Origin of the sequence: Paenibacillus sp. FSL M8-0334 (assembly GCF_038000405.1) — a bacterium.
GTDB lineage: Bacteria > Bacillota > Bacilli > Paenibacillales > Paenibacillaceae > Paenibacillus_AQ > Paenibacillus_AQ campinasensis.
This window is the reverse complement of record NZ_JBBOCH010000001.1, coordinates 2370305-2387686: the sequence shown is the minus strand read 5'-3', so window position 1 is coordinate 2387686 and position 17382 is coordinate 2370305. Positions and strand designations below refer to the sequence as shown.

At 50.7% G+C, this 17382-nt stretch carries 15 protein-coding genes; all 15 read right to left on the bottom strand.

Translation table 11 applies throughout. The features are described 5' to 3' along the window. Positions 1-240: 240 nt before the first annotated feature. The 15 genes from MKX64_RS10445 to MKX64_RS10375 all read right to left on the bottom strand — a co-directional run bounded on the left by MKX64_RS10445 (position 241) and on the right by MKX64_RS10375 (position 16707). Positions 241-936 (bottom strand): hypothetical protein, encoded by a 696-nt coding sequence (locus tag MKX64_RS10445; protein WP_341035733.1) that lies wholly within the window; start codon positions 934-936, stop codon positions 241-243. A 207-nt stretch (positions 937-1143) separates the two neighbouring features. Beyond that, entirely contained in the window at positions 1144-2430 is a 1287-nt protein-coding gene (locus tag MKX64_RS10440; protein WP_095266680.1) for an adenylosuccinate synthase, read from the bottom strand. A 317-nt stretch (positions 2431-2747) separates the two neighbouring features. After that, on the bottom strand, positions 2748-4112 hold the full coding sequence (gene dnaB, locus MKX64_RS10435) for a replicative DNA helicase (RefSeq protein ID WP_095266679.1): 1365 nt from the start codon (positions 4110-4112) through the stop codon (positions 2748-2750). Between the two features lie 2 nt (positions 4113-4114). Then, positions 4115-4558, bottom strand: a complete 444-nt coding sequence (gene rplI / locus MKX64_RS10430; protein ID WP_155618897.1) for a 50S ribosomal protein L9 — start codon at positions 4556-4558, stop codon at positions 4115-4117. Next, positions 4555-6546, bottom strand: coding sequence for a DHH family phosphoesterase (locus tag MKX64_RS10425; protein ID WP_155618896.1), 1992 nt, complete (start codon positions 6544-6546; stop codon positions 4555-4557). Before MKX64_RS10425 ends, rplI begins: the two co-directional genes overlap by 4 nt. Positions 6547-6557: 11 nt before the next feature. Then, a complete protein-coding gene (locus tag MKX64_RS10420) occupies positions 6558-7481 on the bottom strand; it encodes a DUF2232 domain-containing protein (RefSeq protein WP_341035732.1) in 924 nt (307 codons plus the stop codon). Further along, positions 7478-7780, bottom strand: a complete 303-nt coding sequence (locus tag MKX64_RS10415) for a MazG-like family protein (RefSeq protein ID WP_176475605.1) — start codon at positions 7778-7780, stop codon at positions 7478-7480. The genes MKX64_RS10420 and MKX64_RS10415 overlap by 4 nt, the downstream gene beginning before the upstream one ends. A gap of 185 nt (positions 7781-7965) precedes the next feature. Beyond that, positions 7966-8400, bottom strand: a complete 435-nt coding sequence (locus MKX64_RS10410) for a CBS domain-containing protein (RefSeq protein WP_095266674.1) — start codon at positions 8398-8400, stop codon at positions 7966-7968. A gap of 187 nt (positions 8401-8587) precedes the next feature. Beyond that, the gene (locus MKX64_RS10405) at positions 8588-9568 is read right to left on the bottom strand and encodes an LCP family protein (RefSeq protein WP_341035731.1); all 981 of its coding nucleotides are present in this window, start codon (positions 9566-9568) and stop codon (positions 8588-8590) included. 303 nt (positions 9569-9871) lie between these two features. Then, the gene (locus MKX64_RS10400) at positions 9872-10846 is read right to left on the bottom strand and encodes a D-alanyl-D-alanine carboxypeptidase family protein (RefSeq protein WP_413773636.1); all 975 of its coding nucleotides are present in this window, start codon (positions 10844-10846) and stop codon (positions 9872-9874) included. Between the two features lie 185 nt (positions 10847-11031). Then, the gene (locus tag MKX64_RS10395) at positions 11032-11997 is read right to left on the bottom strand and encodes an ABC transporter ATP-binding protein (RefSeq protein WP_341035730.1); all 966 of its coding nucleotides are present in this window, start codon (positions 11995-11997) and stop codon (positions 11032-11034) included. Beyond that, the gene (locus MKX64_RS10390) at positions 11994-12971 is read right to left on the bottom strand and encodes an ABC transporter ATP-binding protein (RefSeq protein WP_341035729.1); all 978 of its coding nucleotides are present in this window, start codon (positions 12969-12971) and stop codon (positions 11994-11996) included. Before MKX64_RS10390 ends, MKX64_RS10395 begins: the two co-directional genes overlap by 4 nt. 10 nt (positions 12972-12981) lie before the next feature. Continuing rightward, positions 12982-13905: an oligopeptide ABC transporter permease gene (gene opp4C, locus MKX64_RS10385; protein ID WP_341035728.1), complete on the bottom strand. Its 924-nt coding sequence runs from the start codon at positions 13903-13905 to the stop codon at positions 12982-12984. 12 nt (positions 13906-13917) lie between these two features. Next, positions 13918-14880 (bottom strand): ABC transporter permease, encoded by a 963-nt coding sequence (locus tag MKX64_RS10380; protein WP_341035727.1) that lies wholly within the window; start codon positions 14878-14880, stop codon positions 13918-13920. A gap of 66 nt (positions 14881-14946) precedes the next feature. Further along, complete coding sequence (locus MKX64_RS10375) at positions 14947-16707, bottom strand: ABC transporter substrate-binding protein (RefSeq protein ID WP_341035726.1); 1761 nt, start codon at positions 16705-16707, stop codon at positions 14947-14949. Positions 16708-17382: the final 675 nt, after the last annotated feature.

Below are 17382 nucleotides of genomic sequence, written 5' to 3'. Positions count from 1 at the left end.
TTGAGTGTCATTTCTAATCCGAATGATTATGTAAGTTGGCACATCATTCTTTAAAAGGTATCAAAATTTTAACCTTTTTGATCTCCGTTTACTTTAGCACAGGCACAAACCTTTTTTCAAGTTCCGACAGAATGCGAAAAACCCGCGCCAGGCGCGGGTCTCATAAATTTTCCCATTTTACAAAGTATTCGATTTGGTGACAAAATCGTGACAACGCATCCGAAAACACGGAATGATCGTCTATTCCTGCAACTTGGTCAGCAATCGGTCGAATTCTTCCTCATTCAAGTATTTGGATACAATCTGCTCGATTTCCTCCAGCTCTGCGGTCGTCAGTCCGTTCTCCATCGCCTCGGATATTTTTTGCATTTCCGCTTGCGGAAGCCGCTGCATCAGGATCAGGAAGATCTCCTCTTTGTCCTCCACAGGCAAGCTGTCCTTCTTATCCACAATATCATTCGGCGTCATCACAAGCTGCTCATTCTCCAGCCCTGAGTCTTCAGATCGGTTATCAACACCGCCCATGACCGGGAGTGAATTGTCCGGAGGCTGATCTTCATCAGTGACCTCGCCCTGGCCTTCTGTCGCGGTGGACTCCTCTTCCTCCAGCTGACCCGTCGCCCCGCCAGCTCCATCCCCCTCAGGGGTCGACTGCCCTGCCGTATGTGAGGACGGATCGTTAGCATCACCCCGGCCGCTGTCCGCGGCGTTCTGGACCGGCGATTCCGCGTTCTTCTTCTCCGTGGCCCCCCGATCACCCAGCATGCTTTGCATCATCGTGCTTAAGCCGAAAGGCTGCCCCTCCAGCTGAATATTAAAACTCGCAAGCAGAGACTGAATATAAGCATTGACGACGAACCCCGTCGTCATAATGGTTAAGAAACTGACCAAAATAGCAGACAAACATAGCTTGAGCAGCCATTTTAACATATTCATCAGGACTTCCTCCTTCTATCCCACCCTCTCATCATCAAAACCGGGCCACTCTATGATCCGATTCTCTCTTGTTCCAGTATTGACGGGATCTCATAGGTTCAGTCTCCGACTTTCATATTTTCTCGAAAAAAGAAGGGGAAGCCGCATGAAGAAAAAGCCTGCCGATCCCGGCAGGCTTCCATCTCTGTATGTTCATTCAGTTCCATCTTATTCGTAAATCGGCAGCACCTGATTCGTCTGCTCACGGTTGCGTCCCACGGAGAAGATCGCAATCGGAATGCCCGTCAGCTCCGACACGCGCTCCACATAGCGGCGCGTATTAGCCGGGAGATCATCCAGTGTCTTCGCGCCTGTAATGTCCTCGCTCCAGCCCGGAAGCTCTTCATATATGGCCTCACACTCAGCCAGCATCTTCAAGCTGGAAGGATAGTGGCTAATCTCTTCGCCGCGATAGCGATACGCGGTGCAGATTTTGACCGTTTCCAGCCCGCTGAGCACGTCGAGCGAGTTCAGCGACAGGCCGGTAATCCCGCTCACGCGGCGAGCATGACGGACAACGACGCTGTCGAACCAGCCGACACGGCGCGCACGGCCGGTTACGGTGCCGTATTCATGGCCTTTTTCACGGATATAATCGCCGATCTCATTGTTTAGCTCGGTTGGGAACGGACCGTCACCCACACGGGTCGTGTAGGATTTCGCTACCCCGATCACCTGCTGGATCTTCGACGGGCCAACGCCGGAGCCGATACATACCCCGCCCGCAGACGGATTGGAGGACGTCACAAACGGATAGGTCCCCTGGTCGATGTCCAGCATGACGCCCTGCGCGCCTTCGAACAGCACCTTCTTGTTATCGTCAATCGCATCGTTAAGCACCACGGAGGTATCCCGTACATACGGACGGATGGCTTCCGCATAACCGAGGTATTGCTCCAGAATCTCTTCTACATCCAGGGCTTCCCCGCCGTATACCTGGGTGATCACTTGATTCTTCTCCTTCACCATATGGCGAAGTCTCAGTTCGAACTCTTCCGGGTCCATCAGATCCGAGATGCGGATGCCGTTACGCGCCGCCTTATCCATATAACAAGGACCGATCCCCTTGCGCGTTGTACCGATCTTGTTCGGTCCCTTCCGATCTTCCTCCAGCGCATCCAGCACCATGTGATAAGGCATAATGACGTGCGCGCGGTCACTGATGACCAGATTGTCGGTTGTAAAGCCATTGTCATGAATATATTGAATCTCTTCGATCAGCGCAGCCGGATTTACTACCATGCCGTTGCCGATGACACAGATCTTATCTTTATAGAAAACTCCGGATGGAATCAAGCTAAGCTTGAATTTTTTGCCGTCAATCAGAATGGTGTGGCCGGCATTGTTGCCGCCTTGGTAACGGGCGACCACGTCAGCGCTTTCCGCCAAATAATCCGTGATCTTCCCTTTCCCTTCATCTCCCCATTGCGTTCCCACAACGACTACCGTTGACATATTCATTCCTCCGTCGGTGTTCATACACCCTGTATTATTCCTTGACTCTCTCCCTTTATGATAAGGGCATGATAAAAAAGACCATCAGTCAAACATCACTGCACTAAAGCAGCAATATCAGTGTAACAGCCCCAATTTTCAAAGTCAAATACAAAAGCGAACAATTCCACTATCCAATTTATGATTGTTCGGAATTAGGACAAGAACAGGACACTGAATCCGTTAACTCTCAGGTAAACGACCTTGAATACTCGCAATCTTACAGCCCGCGGCACATATGAACCATCGAGAACACACAAAAAAGCCGCAAGGTTGAATCACCCTGCGGCAAATGCATCAGCATGTGTACGTTCATAGTTGACGAATTTATTGAAGTTCTTCAGGAAGACCAGCTCCACGGTGCCGACCGGACCGTTACGCTGCTTGGCGATGATGATCTCGATGATGTTCTTTTTCTCCGTTTCCTGGTTGTAATAATCATCCCGGTACAAGAATGCCACGATGTCGGCGTCCTGCTCGATCGAGCCGGATTCCCGAAGATCACTCATCATCGGACGCTTGTCCTGACGCTGCTCTACGCCCCGGCTGAGCTGGGACAGCGCAATGACCGGCACTTCCAGTTCCCGCGCAATCTGCTTCAGTGTACGCGAAATCTCGGACACTTCCTGCTGCCGGTTCTCGCCCGGCTTGCCGCGGCCGTGAATGAGCTGCAGATAGTCGATCAGAATCATGCCGAGGCCCTTCTCCTTCTTGAGGCGGCGGCATTTGGCCCGGATATCGGCCACGGTCACACCCGGCGTATCGTCGATATAGATCTCCGCTTCCGACAGGGCGGCAATGCCCATCGTCAGCTTCGACCAATCCTCGTCGCCCTTGAAATCCCCGTTTCGCATAACGCCGGCATCCAGGTTGGCCTCCGCACAGATCATCCGTTGTACGAGCTGCGGCGCAGACATCTCCAGACTGAAGATGGCAACCGTCTCCTTCGCCCGGATCGCCACATTCTGGGCGATGTTCAAGGCGAAGGCCGTCTTCCCGACCGATGGACGGGCGGCCACGATGATCAAGTCACTGCGCTGGAATCCGCTGGTCATCTTGTCGAGGTCTACGAATCCCGACGGAATGCCCGTCGTGCTTCCCCGGTTCTGGTGCAGCGTCTCCACCTTCTCGAACACTTCCATCAGCACATCCCGGATCGCGATAAAGCCGCTTCCCGTACGGCGGTTCGAGATTTCCAGGATGCGCCGCTCGGCTTCGCTCAACAGCGAACCGACGTCATCCCCGCCGGTATAGCCCTCGCTGACGATTTGCGTCGCTGTCCGGATCAGACGCCGCAGCATCGATTTCTCCTCGATAATCTGGGCGTAGTAGTCGACGTTCGCAGCTGTCGGTACCGCGTGGGCCAGCTTCGCCAGATAGCTGACGCCGCCCACTTCCTCCAGCTGGCCTTTATCCTGAAGCCTGGAGGTGAGAGTCACCAAATCGATCGGCTGATTCTCTTCCCCGAGCTGAACCATCACTTCGTAGATCATCTGGTGCGTCTTGTCGTAGAAATCTTCGCTCTGCACCCGTTCCATCGCCGTGATCAGCGCTTCGCTCTGCAGCAGGATGGCGCCCAGCACCGCCTGCTCCGCCTCCAGGTTTTGCGGAGGCACCCGATCGAAATAGAGTTCTCCCCCCATGCTTATTCCTCCGTAATTTGAACCTTGAGCGTCGCTTTGACCTCAGGATGCAGTTTCACCGGCACCTGTGTTACGCCAAGCGTGCGGATCGGCTCACCCAGTTCAATTTTGCGTTTGTCGATTTTAATCTTCTGCTCAGCCAACGCTTCGGCAATCTGCTTGCTCGTAATGGCGCCGAACAATCGTCCGCCCTCGCCGGCTTTTGCTTTCAGCACAACGGTCATCTCATCCAGCTTCTTGCCGAGCTGCACCGCTTCTTCCTTCTCTTCCGCCTTCCGCTTCTGTTCGGAGGCATTTTGCTGCTGCAAAGTCTTCATATTGCCTTCTGTCGCCGGACGAGCGATGCCGCGCGGGAACAGGAAATTCGTTGCATAGCCTTCCGAGACCTCTTTAACCTCGCCTTTCTTGCCTTGACCCTTCATATCTTTGATAAAAATGACTTTCATTCGAATAACCCCTCTTTCGCTTCAATGTCTGCCAGTACTTCCAGCAGCCTCTCCTCTGCTTCCTCCAGCGTCGTATCCAGCTGGACTGCGGCGTTCGTTAAGTGTCCGCCACCGCCCAGCCGCTCCATGATGACCTGGACATTGAGCTTGCCCATCGAGCGGGCACTGATGCCGATTCGGCCGTCAGGGCGCTCGCTAATGACGAATGAAGCTTGAACATCGGTCATATTCAGCAATAAATCTGCCACCTGAGCTATAAGCAGCTGCGGAATCTTCTCCCCGCTCTTCGAGACTGCAAGTGCGATATGTTCATATACCATTCTAGCATGCTTCACGATTTCTGCCTTGGCAATGAATTCCGTCAAATCCTCTTTCATCACCCGCTGGATCATCATCGTGTCGGCACCATGCCGCCGCAGGAAACCGGCCGCCTCAAACGTGCGGGACCCGGTGTGCAGAGCATAATGCTTCGTATCAACCGTAATACCCGCCAGGATCGCCGTGGCCTCCAGCGGCGTCAGCGATACGCGGTCGTGGATATACTGCAGCACTTCGGTCACCAGCTCACAGGTTGACGACGCATAGGGCTCAAGATATATAAGCACCGCGTCGTTAATAAACTCCTCGCCCCGGCGATGGTGGTCCATAACGACCACCCGGCTGGCTCGCTCCACCAGACGCGGCTCCATCGTCATCGACGCCTTATGCGTATCCACAACGACGAGCAAGGAGTGCTCGCTGAGCAGCTGCATCGCTTGTTCCGGGGAGATGAACCTGTCCATGAGCGCCTCGTCCTTGCGCACCTCGCTCATCAAACGCTGAATGGACGGGTTCAGTCCCTCCAGCACGATAAATGCCTCCACATTGTACAGCTGTGCCGCTTTCAGGACGCCGATGGAAGCTCCGATCACGTCCATATCCGGCAGCTTATGCCCCATAATGATGACGCGATCGCTCTCCTGCATCAGATCGCGCAGCGCATGGGAAATGACCCGCGCCCGGACCCTGGTCCGCTTCTCCACCGCATTGGATTTGCCTCCGTAGAAGGAGAGGCGTTGCCCAGCCTTCACAGCGGCCTGATCCCCGCCCCGTCCAAGCGCCATATCGAGACTGGACTGGGCTAGCTGACCCAGCTCGGTGATATCGTCCGAGCCGAAGGCCAGCCCCACGCTCAAGGTGAGCGGCACCTTCAGCTCCGCTGTCATCTCCCGGACCTCGTCCAGAATCACGAAACGGCTGTTCTCGAGCGCATCCAGCGAACGCTTGTTCAGCATCATCAAATAGCGGTCTGACGACAGTCTGCGCAGGTATACGTTGAACTCGCGCGCCCAATCCGTAATTTCGCTGGTCACCTTGGCAATGAGTGCAGTCCGCTGCTGGTCATCCATTCCCTGCGAAGCCTCGTCCATGTTGTCCATCATAATAATTCCGAGCGCCAGCCGCTCTTCTTCGTATCGTTGACGAAGCACGGCCAGCTCGGTAATCTCGTCCAGATAGATTAGACGTTCCTCCGGAATAACCGTCGCTTCGTAATGCTTGTCCTCATGCGCGATTTCCAGCCGGAACCTCTCGGGCGCAGGCTCCTTGCCATCCTTGGCATCACGCATCGATGTGCTCAGCTGCGGAAACAGTTCGTTCAATGACTGCCCGACCAGCTTCTCGTGAGGAAACATGTTCAGCACGAACTGATTATGCCACTCCACCGTCTTGTCTTCGCTGTATAGCACAATGCCGATTGGAAGAGCGCTGATGGCTTCGCCCTCGACCCTCTGAATACGAAAGGACAGATCGCCGATGTAATCCACCAGCTCCCGGCGGAATTTCATCTCTGCCTTCAGCATCGTGTAGCCGCCAACCACCGCCAGCAGCAATGCGATGATGCCGAGAATCGTATTATAGTAAGACAGCAGGATCACTAGCAGGAGTACCAGTGCGAACGCCCAAACGGTATGATAGCCGTGCCAGCGTTTCTGCAGAAATTTAGGCATGACTGATCACCCTATCTTTTGTTTTTACTGATCGCTTGACGAAGCGGAAACGCCAGGTCTATGATGCCGACAATGATCGCCGGTGGAAACAGGACAATCGGAATAGCCGTCAACAGCGGAATGACGGGGTGCCACTTTTTCTCATGGGCGAGGAAATAGAAGAATCCCAGCGCCTGAATCATGAAACAGATCTGCAGCAGCGGCATCGCGTTGGCTACAATCAAATGCATAAAGTTGTTATCCGAATTTCGGACAGCCAAGCTTATGAAAAAAATAAGCAGGTAATACCAGAGCAAGGAGCGCGGCATCATCCACTCTCTAGCCGGCTTCAACCGGGGTACGGACAGCCCCATGCTGTTCAAGGTCGGACGGGCCAGCGCATGCGTAACCACCGTCATCAGGAACGCGCTGATAATCATCGCAAACGGCACGAGCTGCATCGTTCTGTCCTTTAATGCGGCGGTGTCTGCCTCTGTCCAGAACTGGCTGCCCAGACTGCTGTTCACACCCATTTCTGTCAGCGGAGCTGTGGTCATCTGTACGATCTCATCCACATACCGCGACAAACTCAACTCGAAGAAGGTTGTGCTTACCATCAGCAGGACAAGCATCTCAAGCAGCAGGACTGCGATCCCGTATTTGAGCACCTGCATCGCCGGTCTTCTTTTGCGGTACAAGTACCCGAACACAAGTCCCGGTATTAAGAAATACAGCGCCAGCAACAGGAAAAACGGTTCAATCAACATCGCAATAATCCATACCGGTGCGATGTGCACAATAAATGATCTAGTATCTAACGCCGTAAACAGAATCGCAACCGGCAGAACGAGCAAAAATGCGGTCACGATCGAAAATGGTGTTACAAGCGAAAGCAGCAGCAACAGATAGATGATGCTCCAAGCCGCTGTAGTCCAGCGAAGTTTCAATATGTTCACCTCTTACGCAAATGTTCTTCTAGCGCGGATATGTCCTGGTACCAATCCTCAAGCTGGTGACCTTCCTGCTTATGCTTTTTCAATTTCTCCAATAAGAGACTGTCTAAATCCCGATACGACATGCCCAGCCTGCGCCCTAGTATGTAGGAGCTCATCATCAGGCTTGCCAAACTGTCTGCAACCTTGGTGGTACTTCCTTCCCATAAAGCTTTGAACAACCGGGATACATTGTCAATCACTTCCGTTTTGAGCCATTCAATGACTTTGGCCCGTTTGGCTACATCCAAGTCTTTCGGCATATTTGACATCCCCATCTCTCCCCGAAAAAGCTTTATTCTCCATTATAGCACAAAAAAATCCCACTCACACAAAGCCCCCCGGCCCCGGATGCATAAGCTTCTCTTCCTGCCGTTTGCAAATAAATAGGACGTGCTTCCCGCCATCAATCGCGGTTACACGCCCTGCCGGTACAACTGCCGGCTTCTTACGAAGCCCCTTGCGGCTCAACCGTCTCCTTGGACACAAATCGTTCGCAATATTCAATAATCAGGCTGCGGCGGACGATACCGATAAACCGGTTCATATCGTCCACAACCGGCACAAAGTTCTGCACCTTCGCCAGATTGATTAAATCCTCCATGTTGGCGTCGATCGACACCGGCTTAATATCCATTCGAAACGGGACATCCTTAAGCACAAACTTTGAAGCGTTCTCAAAAGTAATCTTGCCGCCGGAGTTCTTCATATGCCACAGCAGGTCCCCTTCGGTTACCGTGCCGGCATACTCCCCGTTGTCATTCAATACAGGCACAGCCGTGTACCTGTGGTATTCCATCCGCTCCAGCGTCTGCCTGAGCGTGGAATCAAGCGTTAAACAAATCACGTCTTGTTTCGGTAATAGAAAGAACGCGATATTCATTCTGTTATCCTCCTTATGACCTTTGCCAAAAGCCATTTTACCCTTATACCCATACATACGTTGCTGGAGGCAATTCCCATTCATCGGGGACACAAAATCAGCAGCCAATTCCGGACTGCTGAATCACTATTATTGGAATGACACGCGAATCCGCCGATCCGGTCCGGCCGGAGGCGGCGGAACGCAGTCATATTTGTACATCCGCATCGCGCGGTTTCAGCAGCTGATCCGCCTTCGTATCGGGATTCATCCAGTTGTCAATCAACGCCCGGGCTTCGCGAACATCCTCCAGGTCGGGATCGTTGTAGTAAATGCCGCCAATCCGCATCCCGTCACCCATAATCGTAAAGCTGGTCATATCGACCTTGCCCCCGGTCAGCATCTGTTTGGCCAGATCAATGATAAATTTAGGCTGCATATCGGTCTGGAAGTTGTCTCCCATAATCTCGATCAATTCCGGAACCTTGCCAATCTGGTCAGGCTGTCTGAGCCGCTTGGCGGCCACATCGAGAAACACCTGCTGACGCTTGGCCCGGTTAAAATCGCTATCCTCCCGATATCTTACATAGTTCAAAGCCTCTTCCCCGTTATATATCGGTTTGTTGGCTTCTATCGTGAACTTCTCGTGATCTCTTCCCTTATTGACAATATCCTTGCCGATCGGCAGCGCCACGCCGCCCATCGCATCAACAACATCTTTCAAACCCTGGAAATTAATCGAGGCGTAATAATCGATCCTCTGGTCCAGGAAAGCCTCCATCGTGTCCTTGGCCATCTGGTGGCCTCCAAAGGCAAACGCATGCGTAATCTTATCCTTGCTGCCACGCCCGATAATGTCGGTATACGTGTCGCGTGGAACCGATATGAGCAATACCTTGGATTCTTTCGGACGCACAACAGCATAGATCATCGTGTCTGAACGGGCAGGTTCATTCTCGCGCTGGTCGCTTCCCAGCAGCATGACCGAGAACGGCTTGCTCTGAAGCATCACCGGATCGGGCGCTTGACTACCTTCGAGCGGCTTATACGACCGCTGCAAGGAGTTCTCAACCTCTTCTGCCATGAACAGATCGAACGCCATCACCGCTAGCTGGGTTCGGAACATCCATGCGGTTGCACCCGCAACCAGCAGGACTGCAAGGGTAATATATATTGTTTTCCTCTTCATGAGTCAGATTCCTTCTTTTATATGAAAATATTTATTTATCCTTCTCCAAGAGCCAGGGCATCGCCGGGAAGAGGGCGCTAACCTCCCTTTTACTATTAAACGGGACGCTATCTTCTGACACACTGGGTCTAGGTCATCACGCCATGTCACAGGCAGCTTCTGGCGAGCCAGGACGTCACCTAACGGTGAGTCATCGTCATTACTCCCCGGGCTCTATTGTAACCAGCGGCTTGTGAAATGTGAACCTCTCAGACGGTATTCACAACATGTACCTCAGTTTCTATTACATGGAATGCTAGATTCCTATAGGCGTGAGAAAGACTCGTGAGTGACGGCCTCAGCCGCTACCGGATGCGTCATCCAGTCTCCGAGTCTTTCTTTCCAGCTTAATGTTTTGGAGAAGCCGTATTCAAACAGCTTGCGCGTTTCCTCAAACCTGGCTTCCTTCGTCGGCGTTCCCATAACGACGGCGATCAGCCGCGTTCCATGTCTCTCCGCCGTGCCTGTAAAGCAGTAGCCAAGCTGTTCGTTGTACCCTGTTTTCAACCCGTCTGTGCCCTCATAGGAGTAGGGACCTCTCAAGGAAGGGAGCATCCAGTTCGTGTTGCTTAAGTATAAATCACGCCCCACAATCTTCAGTTGTGTCTGGCTCGAGGCAGTGAGAACATCGGGATGATGATCAATAAGATGCGCAGCCAGCAGCGCCGTATCTCTTGCTGTCATTCTAGTCCCTTCATCCTGCCCTGAACCGGCCTTCCCGCTTCCCCGGCCATCAATCGCGGATGCGCTGCTAAAGCGCGTATGGCTCGAAAGTCCAATCTCCTTCGCCTTGGCGTTCATCCGCTGCACGAAAGCCTTCTCGGAGCCGGATGCATGCTCAGCCAGCGCCATAGCGGCATCATTGGCCGAGTAAACCGCTACGCTTTGAAACAGCTCGCGAACGGTTAGCACATCGCCTTCTTTAAGAGACAGCTGAACGCCTCCGATGGTAGATGCTTCCTCGCTGATGGCAACCTCGTCGTCCCAGGATATTCTTCCGGCCTTGAGATCTTCGAGAATGATCAGCTCTGTCATCAAATTGGACATGCTTGCAGGCGGCAAAGGCATCTCTCCATTGTGATTGACAAGAATCCGCCCTGTGTCAATCTCCATCAGAACGACCGCTTGCGCGTTGATGGCAGGCTTAAAACCGAGGCGTTCTGTATTTGAAAATAATACCGTACCGACAAATATCACTAAACCTATGCATAGGATAATAAGCCACCGTTTTTTCATCATGAAAAAGCCCTCCGTATATATATAAGACGGTTGAAAACGGCGTTTGGTCTGCATTTTTTCAAAAAAAGTTAAGTGGAAATTTATGTAACGCGGTATCATTGGCCATGACAAACAGGCCTCCTCGAGTGAATCACTTGAGGAGGCCTGGCATCTAGTCTGAAAATATGAGATTTCGATGATTTGTATTAAGCGTAGTGGCAGGCAACAAAATGATCGTTGCCCACATTCCGGTACTCCGGCACCTGCTGTTTGCACAGGTCGGAAGCCAGCGGGCAGCGAGTATGGAACTTGCAGCCTGTAGGCGGGTTCGCCGGGCTCGGAATGTCCCCTGTGAGGACGATCCGTTCTCTCTTCAGCGTCGGATCCGGAACAGGCACCGCAGACAGCAGCGCTTTCGTGTACGGATGCAGCGGATTGCGGAACAGCTCTTCCTTGCTCGCCATCTCCACCATTGATCCGAGGTACATTACGCCAATCCGGTCGCACAGATGCTCTACCACACTGAGATCATGGGAGATGAACAGATAGGTCAGCTGCCGGTCCCGCTGAAGATCGCTAAGCAGGTTAATAATCTGAGCCTGAATCGATACGTCCAGGGCGGATACCGGTTCGTCCGCTACGATGAAATCCGGATTCATAATAAGCGCCCGTGCAATCCCGATACGTTGACGCTGACCGCCTGAGAATTCATGCGGGTAACGGTCATAGTGATACGCTGCAAGTCCACAGATTTCCAGCGTCTCAATAACCCGGGCCTTCAAATCTTTTCTGCTTACTAACCGATGGTCAATAAGAGCCTCGCCAATCGCCTCACCCACCTTGATTCTTGGGTTCAGGGAGCTGAACGGGTCCTGGAATACGATTTGCATTTTCGGACGCAGCGTCCGCAGTTTCTCCTTAGGCAACTCATGAATATCTTGGCCTTGGAAGATAACCTTGCCTTCCGTCTTCTCCAGCAGTCGCAGAATGGTACGCCCGATGGTGCTCTTGCCGCAGCCTGACTCACCCACAAGGCCAAAGGATTCACCCTTGTTGATCGTGAAGCTAACGCCGTCTACCGCCCGGACATGGCCTACGGTACGCTGCAGGATGCCGCCGGTAACAGGGAAGTATTTTTTAAGATTATCAACTTCAATCAGTGCTTGACTCATTCTACTTTCCCCTCCTCTTCATACAGCCAGCAGGCGACCTTATGGCCGTTCGGATCGGTACCAAGCGGAGGCATTTTCTCTTTACAGATCTGCATACAGAATTCGCAACGGTCATGGAAATGACAGTTGTCCCCGAGATCAACCGGGTTTGGAACCTGCCCCGGAATCGAGTACAATCGTTCCTGCTTCTGGTTAATAACCGGCTTCGCTTTCAGCAAGCCCTTCGTATACGGATGCTTTGGTCTCTGGAACAACTCGATCACCGGAGCTTCCTCAATGACCTTCCCTGCATACATAACCACCACATAATCAGCCATTTCAGCCACGACACCAAGGTCATGGGTAATCAGCATGATGGCGGTGTTAAATTTCTCCTTGATATCGCGCATCAAATCGAGAATCTGAGCCTGAATCGTAACGTCCAGCGCCGTTGTCGGCTCATCCGCGATCAGAAGCTTCGGATTACAGCTTAGCGCAATCGCAATCATGATCCGCTGACGCATACCGCCACTCAATTCATGGGGGTAAGACTCATAGATCTTCTCCGCACGCGGAATGCCTACGAGGTTGATCAGCTCAATTGCACGCTGCTTCGCTTCCTTCCGATTCACGAGCTGGTGAAGCATAATCGGTTCCACGATCTGCTCCCCAATCGTCAGAACAGGGTTCAGCGACGTCATCGGCTCCTGGAAGATCATCGCGATCTCGTTACCACGGATCAGACTCATATCACGCTTGTTCATTTTCAACAGATCTTTGCCTTCAAACAGGATCTCTCCTCCAACAGGAGGAACGTCAATCAAACGCATCAGCGACATCGCAGTCACGCTTTTACCGCAGCCGGACTCACCAACCACGCACAAGGTTTCGCCTTCGCGAATTTTGAAGCTGACATCGTCGACGGCTTTCACGGTGCCTGCTGAGGTTTGAAAATGCGTTTTTAAGTTTCGAAATTCAACTAAATCTTTGGCCATATCGCATCTCCTACTTCTTCATTTTCGGGTCAAGGGCATCCCGAAGTCCGTCACCGATCAGATTAATCGCCACAACGGTAATCAGAATACAGGTACCAGGTGGAATCCACATCCAAGGTCTCTTACGGAAATCAATCAGACTGTTCGCGGCAGAAATCATATTGCCCCATGATGGCGTTGGCGGAACGACACCGATACCAAGATAACTCAGTGCTGATTCCGAAATGATCGCACCGGCAACAAACAGCGTTGCAGAAACAATCACAATCGGAATTGTGTTAGGAAGCAGATGACGGAAGATCTTCCGACGGTCTCTAAGACCAAGCGCCTCGGTAGCTTGCATAAATTCCTGCTCACGGAGCGTCAATATTTGACCGCGTACGAGACGGGAGATGCCACTCCATCCCAATACACCGATAATCAACATCAGGAAATATATTCGATCATCAGGATTAACCTTCAAATCAGACAATACCGCACCCAGAATAATCAGGATCGGAAGTGTTGGCAGCGCCATGAAAATATCAGCCAGACGCATGATGACAGTATCTACCCATCTACGATAAAATCCGGCTAATGCGCCGAGTGTAGCTCCGATGAGAACGGCAATCGCGGTCGCTACGAGTCCGACTGTAAGCGAGATCTGGCCTGCCAGCATCATACGCAGTAAAATATCGCGCCCTAACTTATCGGTCCCCAGCCAGTACTTTGAGCTTGGGGGTAAATTTTTATCAGCTACGCTGTAATCGAACATGGAATATGGCGAGAATAGCGGGCCGATAAAACAAAGTAAAAACATGAAAATGAGTATGAACAGTCCGATGACAGCAAGGCGGTTTTTGGAAAAGCGGCGAATGGCCATTCTCCACGGGGAATCCGGCCGTCTTTTCGGAGCTGTTAGATTCGTATTTAGTGGTGCAGTCTCTGCGGACAAATGAATCTCCTCCTACTTTAAGCGAATTCTAGGGTCAGCGACTCCGTACAAGACATCGGATACTAAGTTACCGATCAATGTCAAGAGAGAGATAAAGATCGTGAAACCGAGCAAAAATGGATAATCCCGCATATTGATCGATTCCAGATACACCTGACCAACCCCTGGCCATATGAATATTTTCTCCAAAATGATTGCGCCGCCGAACAGTCCCGGCAATTCAAATCCCATCAAAGTAATCGCCGGCAGCAGAGCATTGCGAAGCGCATGCTTGAATACAACGGTGCGTTCTTTCAATCCTTTGGCACGTGCTGTACGGATATAATCCTGACGGATAACCTCCAGCATGCTTGTGCGGAAATAACGCGTCAGGCTGCCTGTGCTAAGCATCGTGAGCACGGTCACCGGCAACGCCATATGCCATAAGATATCAACAAACTGTTCCCATGTATTCCCGTTCATTCCGGATGTCGTCATCCCCCCTACCGGGAACCAACCCAAGTCCAGCGCGAAAAACTTGATGAGCAAAAGACCTATAAAGAAGGATGGGAGTGACATACATAGGAAAACAAAGAGAGTTATAAGCTTGTCAAACAAGGAATATTGGAACTTGGCCGAGAATACGCCGGCAAAGATCGCGATAATCCAGCTGAGTATCAATGAAACAAATGCAACGAGAAAGGAATTCCATACGTAATTCCCCATAACGGTTGTTACTGGTTTTTTGTGCTGAAGGGAATCTCCGAGATTACCCTTTAACATATTGCCCGCCCAAGTGAAATAACGTTCGACCGGCGGCTTATCTAAACCATAAATTTCCCGAAGCTGTGCTGCTTTTTCGGCAGACATCGTCGGGTTGTCCACTGCGGTGATATAATCTCCAGGCACCATTGCTGATATCGTGAAAATAAGAATCGAGATTCCGATCAATGTCGGAATGATCTGCAGCAGCCTCCGGATAATGTACTGCTTCATAATATTCCTCCCGGCTTATAAGTGGATATGCCCAGCTCTTGCGAGCTGAGCATATGTTTCCTGCTGTTATTGTTCGATCTCTGCTTTGTACAGATCAACGCAGAAGTCTTTGTAAGGCGAAATTTCAATACCGTTTACACGGCTGTTGATCGCCCAAGCGTCACGTCTTTGATAGATCAGAAGATCTGGAACGTCTTGGTTCAACACTTGGTATGCTTTCGCATAAGCGGCTTTACGATCTTCGAGATCGAATGCGTAAAGTCCTTCTCTCATCGCTTCGTCATACGCAGGGTTGGAGTAACCCAGGTCGTTCTGCTGACCACCAGTTGTGTACACTGTGCTGTTCGGATCCGGAGTCAAGCCCCATGCTGCGAAGAACATTTCGAAGTCGCCTCTGTCCTTCTTATCCATGATTGCGTTGAAGTCCAGGGTCTCAGCTGTAATTTTGATACCGAGATCTTGGTAGTTTGTAGTCATAACCGGAATCAGTGCATCGATAACCGGGTTGTCAGCCGTTGCCGAGAAGTTAACCTCGAAACGAACGCCGTCTTTCTCACGAATACCGTCTGCGCCAGGTACCCAGCCTGCTTCATCAAGAAGCTGCTTCGCTTTTTCTGGATCAAACTCATAAGTCTCGATGCCTTCGTCAGTGTATGCCCAAGACAGGCTGGACTGAGGAATGTTCAGTACGTTTGCATAGTCACCATAGATGATTTCAACAATTTCCGCACGGTTCAGACCGTACAGGAGTGCTTGACGAACTTTCACATCTTGGAACTTAGGGTTTTCATGGTTCATAGCAACATATCCATAACCGTTCGTTGGGAAGATGTTGATATCCAGGAAGCCCATGTTTCTCAGTTCTTCAATGTTGTCTTCATTAACCGTAACGCGGTCCATATCGATTTCGCCGGACTGGAACATCGCCAGGCGAGTTTCTTCCGTTGTTGTTTTGTAGATCAGGTTTTTGATTTTTGGCTCGCCCAGGAAGTAGTCAGGGTTCGCTTCCATTACAACCTCTTGACCCGGTCTGAAATTCTTCAGAATGTACTGACCGCTACCAATCGGCTTGTCATGGAGGTCAGCCATGTAGCCCAGGTCGCCTTGCTTGTAGTCTTTACCATAATAATGTGCAGGTGCGAAATAGACTGTGCTGAGATAGTCTTTCGTCATTGCATTTGCTTCGGAAACTGTTACTTCAACAGTGTAATCGTCGATTACTTTTACACCGGAAATTTCGGAAGCTGTACCATCATGATACTCTTGCCCGCCAACAATGTTAGCTTGGAAAATATCAGTTTGGCCATCATAGCTTGCGTCATGATACACTTTCAGTGCAAACACATAGTCATTTACTGTAACTGGCGTTCCATCAGTGTAAGTAACGCCTTCTTTAAGTTTAAAGGTATAAGTCAGTTTGTCTTCGGATACATCAATGCTTTCTGCCAGACGGTTCGTGTACGTTCCGTCCTCTTCAACAACTACCCATGGATCAAACAGTACGTCGACAACATATCTGTCATATACCGTTTGGTTGTAGAATGGGTTGAATACCCCTTTAGGTGCTGTCATACCAACGATCAGCGTGTCTTTACGAGCAAGAGCTGATGCTGGGTTAGCTTCAGGATTCTCAGCCTCGAAATAACCTTGGCTCTGATCCCCTTCTTCGGCTGGCGGCGTTTCTGTGTTTTCGCCGTTGCCTTCAGTTTGTTCTGTTTGCTCCCCTTGACTTGGCTGTTCTGCTGTCTGACCACCGCCGGAGCATGCTGCCAGGAACGTAACCGTCATGAGCATGATCACAAGCAGTAACGACATTTTCTTTTTCATGCTAATCCTCCTTCTAAATAATGATAATGCTATAAATTATCAGGACGAATATTGAAATCATCCTTGAATAATTTCGGGAATGGGTTCATAGCTGTCGAATCTTGTTGAGAAAATAGTGAAAGACTTACAGAAAATATACCATTGGTCAATTAGTGCCAAAGTCTCTAGCAACCTGGTGCCTATAAAATTAATGTTATGATACGTGTAAAATTAGGTAACGTCAATTACTTTTTTGCAATTTTAAAAAAAAACATGTTTTTCGCGGTCCAAAAGAGGTTAATGAATTGGTTTGCTGCCATCGTTAATCCTAAGTTTACTTAAAATGTATACAATATCAACCTCCATTTAACATTTTCTAACTGTACTGCAGCAATCAGCATGCAACTTATGTAAACTTATGTTACGCAAAACCCCTTAATCCGTCAATAGCAAACCTCAAATTCTAATATATGGCGATTTTAACGTTATGTTTATGTTATTTATAATTACACATATAATATTGCAAGATGCCCCTTCATTCCTAGACAACCCTAGTAAAAAGCCCACCTGTTCTTTTAACCTAGCGGAAAAATCGGAATTATTGGCCGTTGTGACCCGTGGCAGAAATTATAACCCCAATGTGCTGCGAGATTCCATCCAACATAAAAATCCGGCCCTTAGGCCGGATCGTTCTCG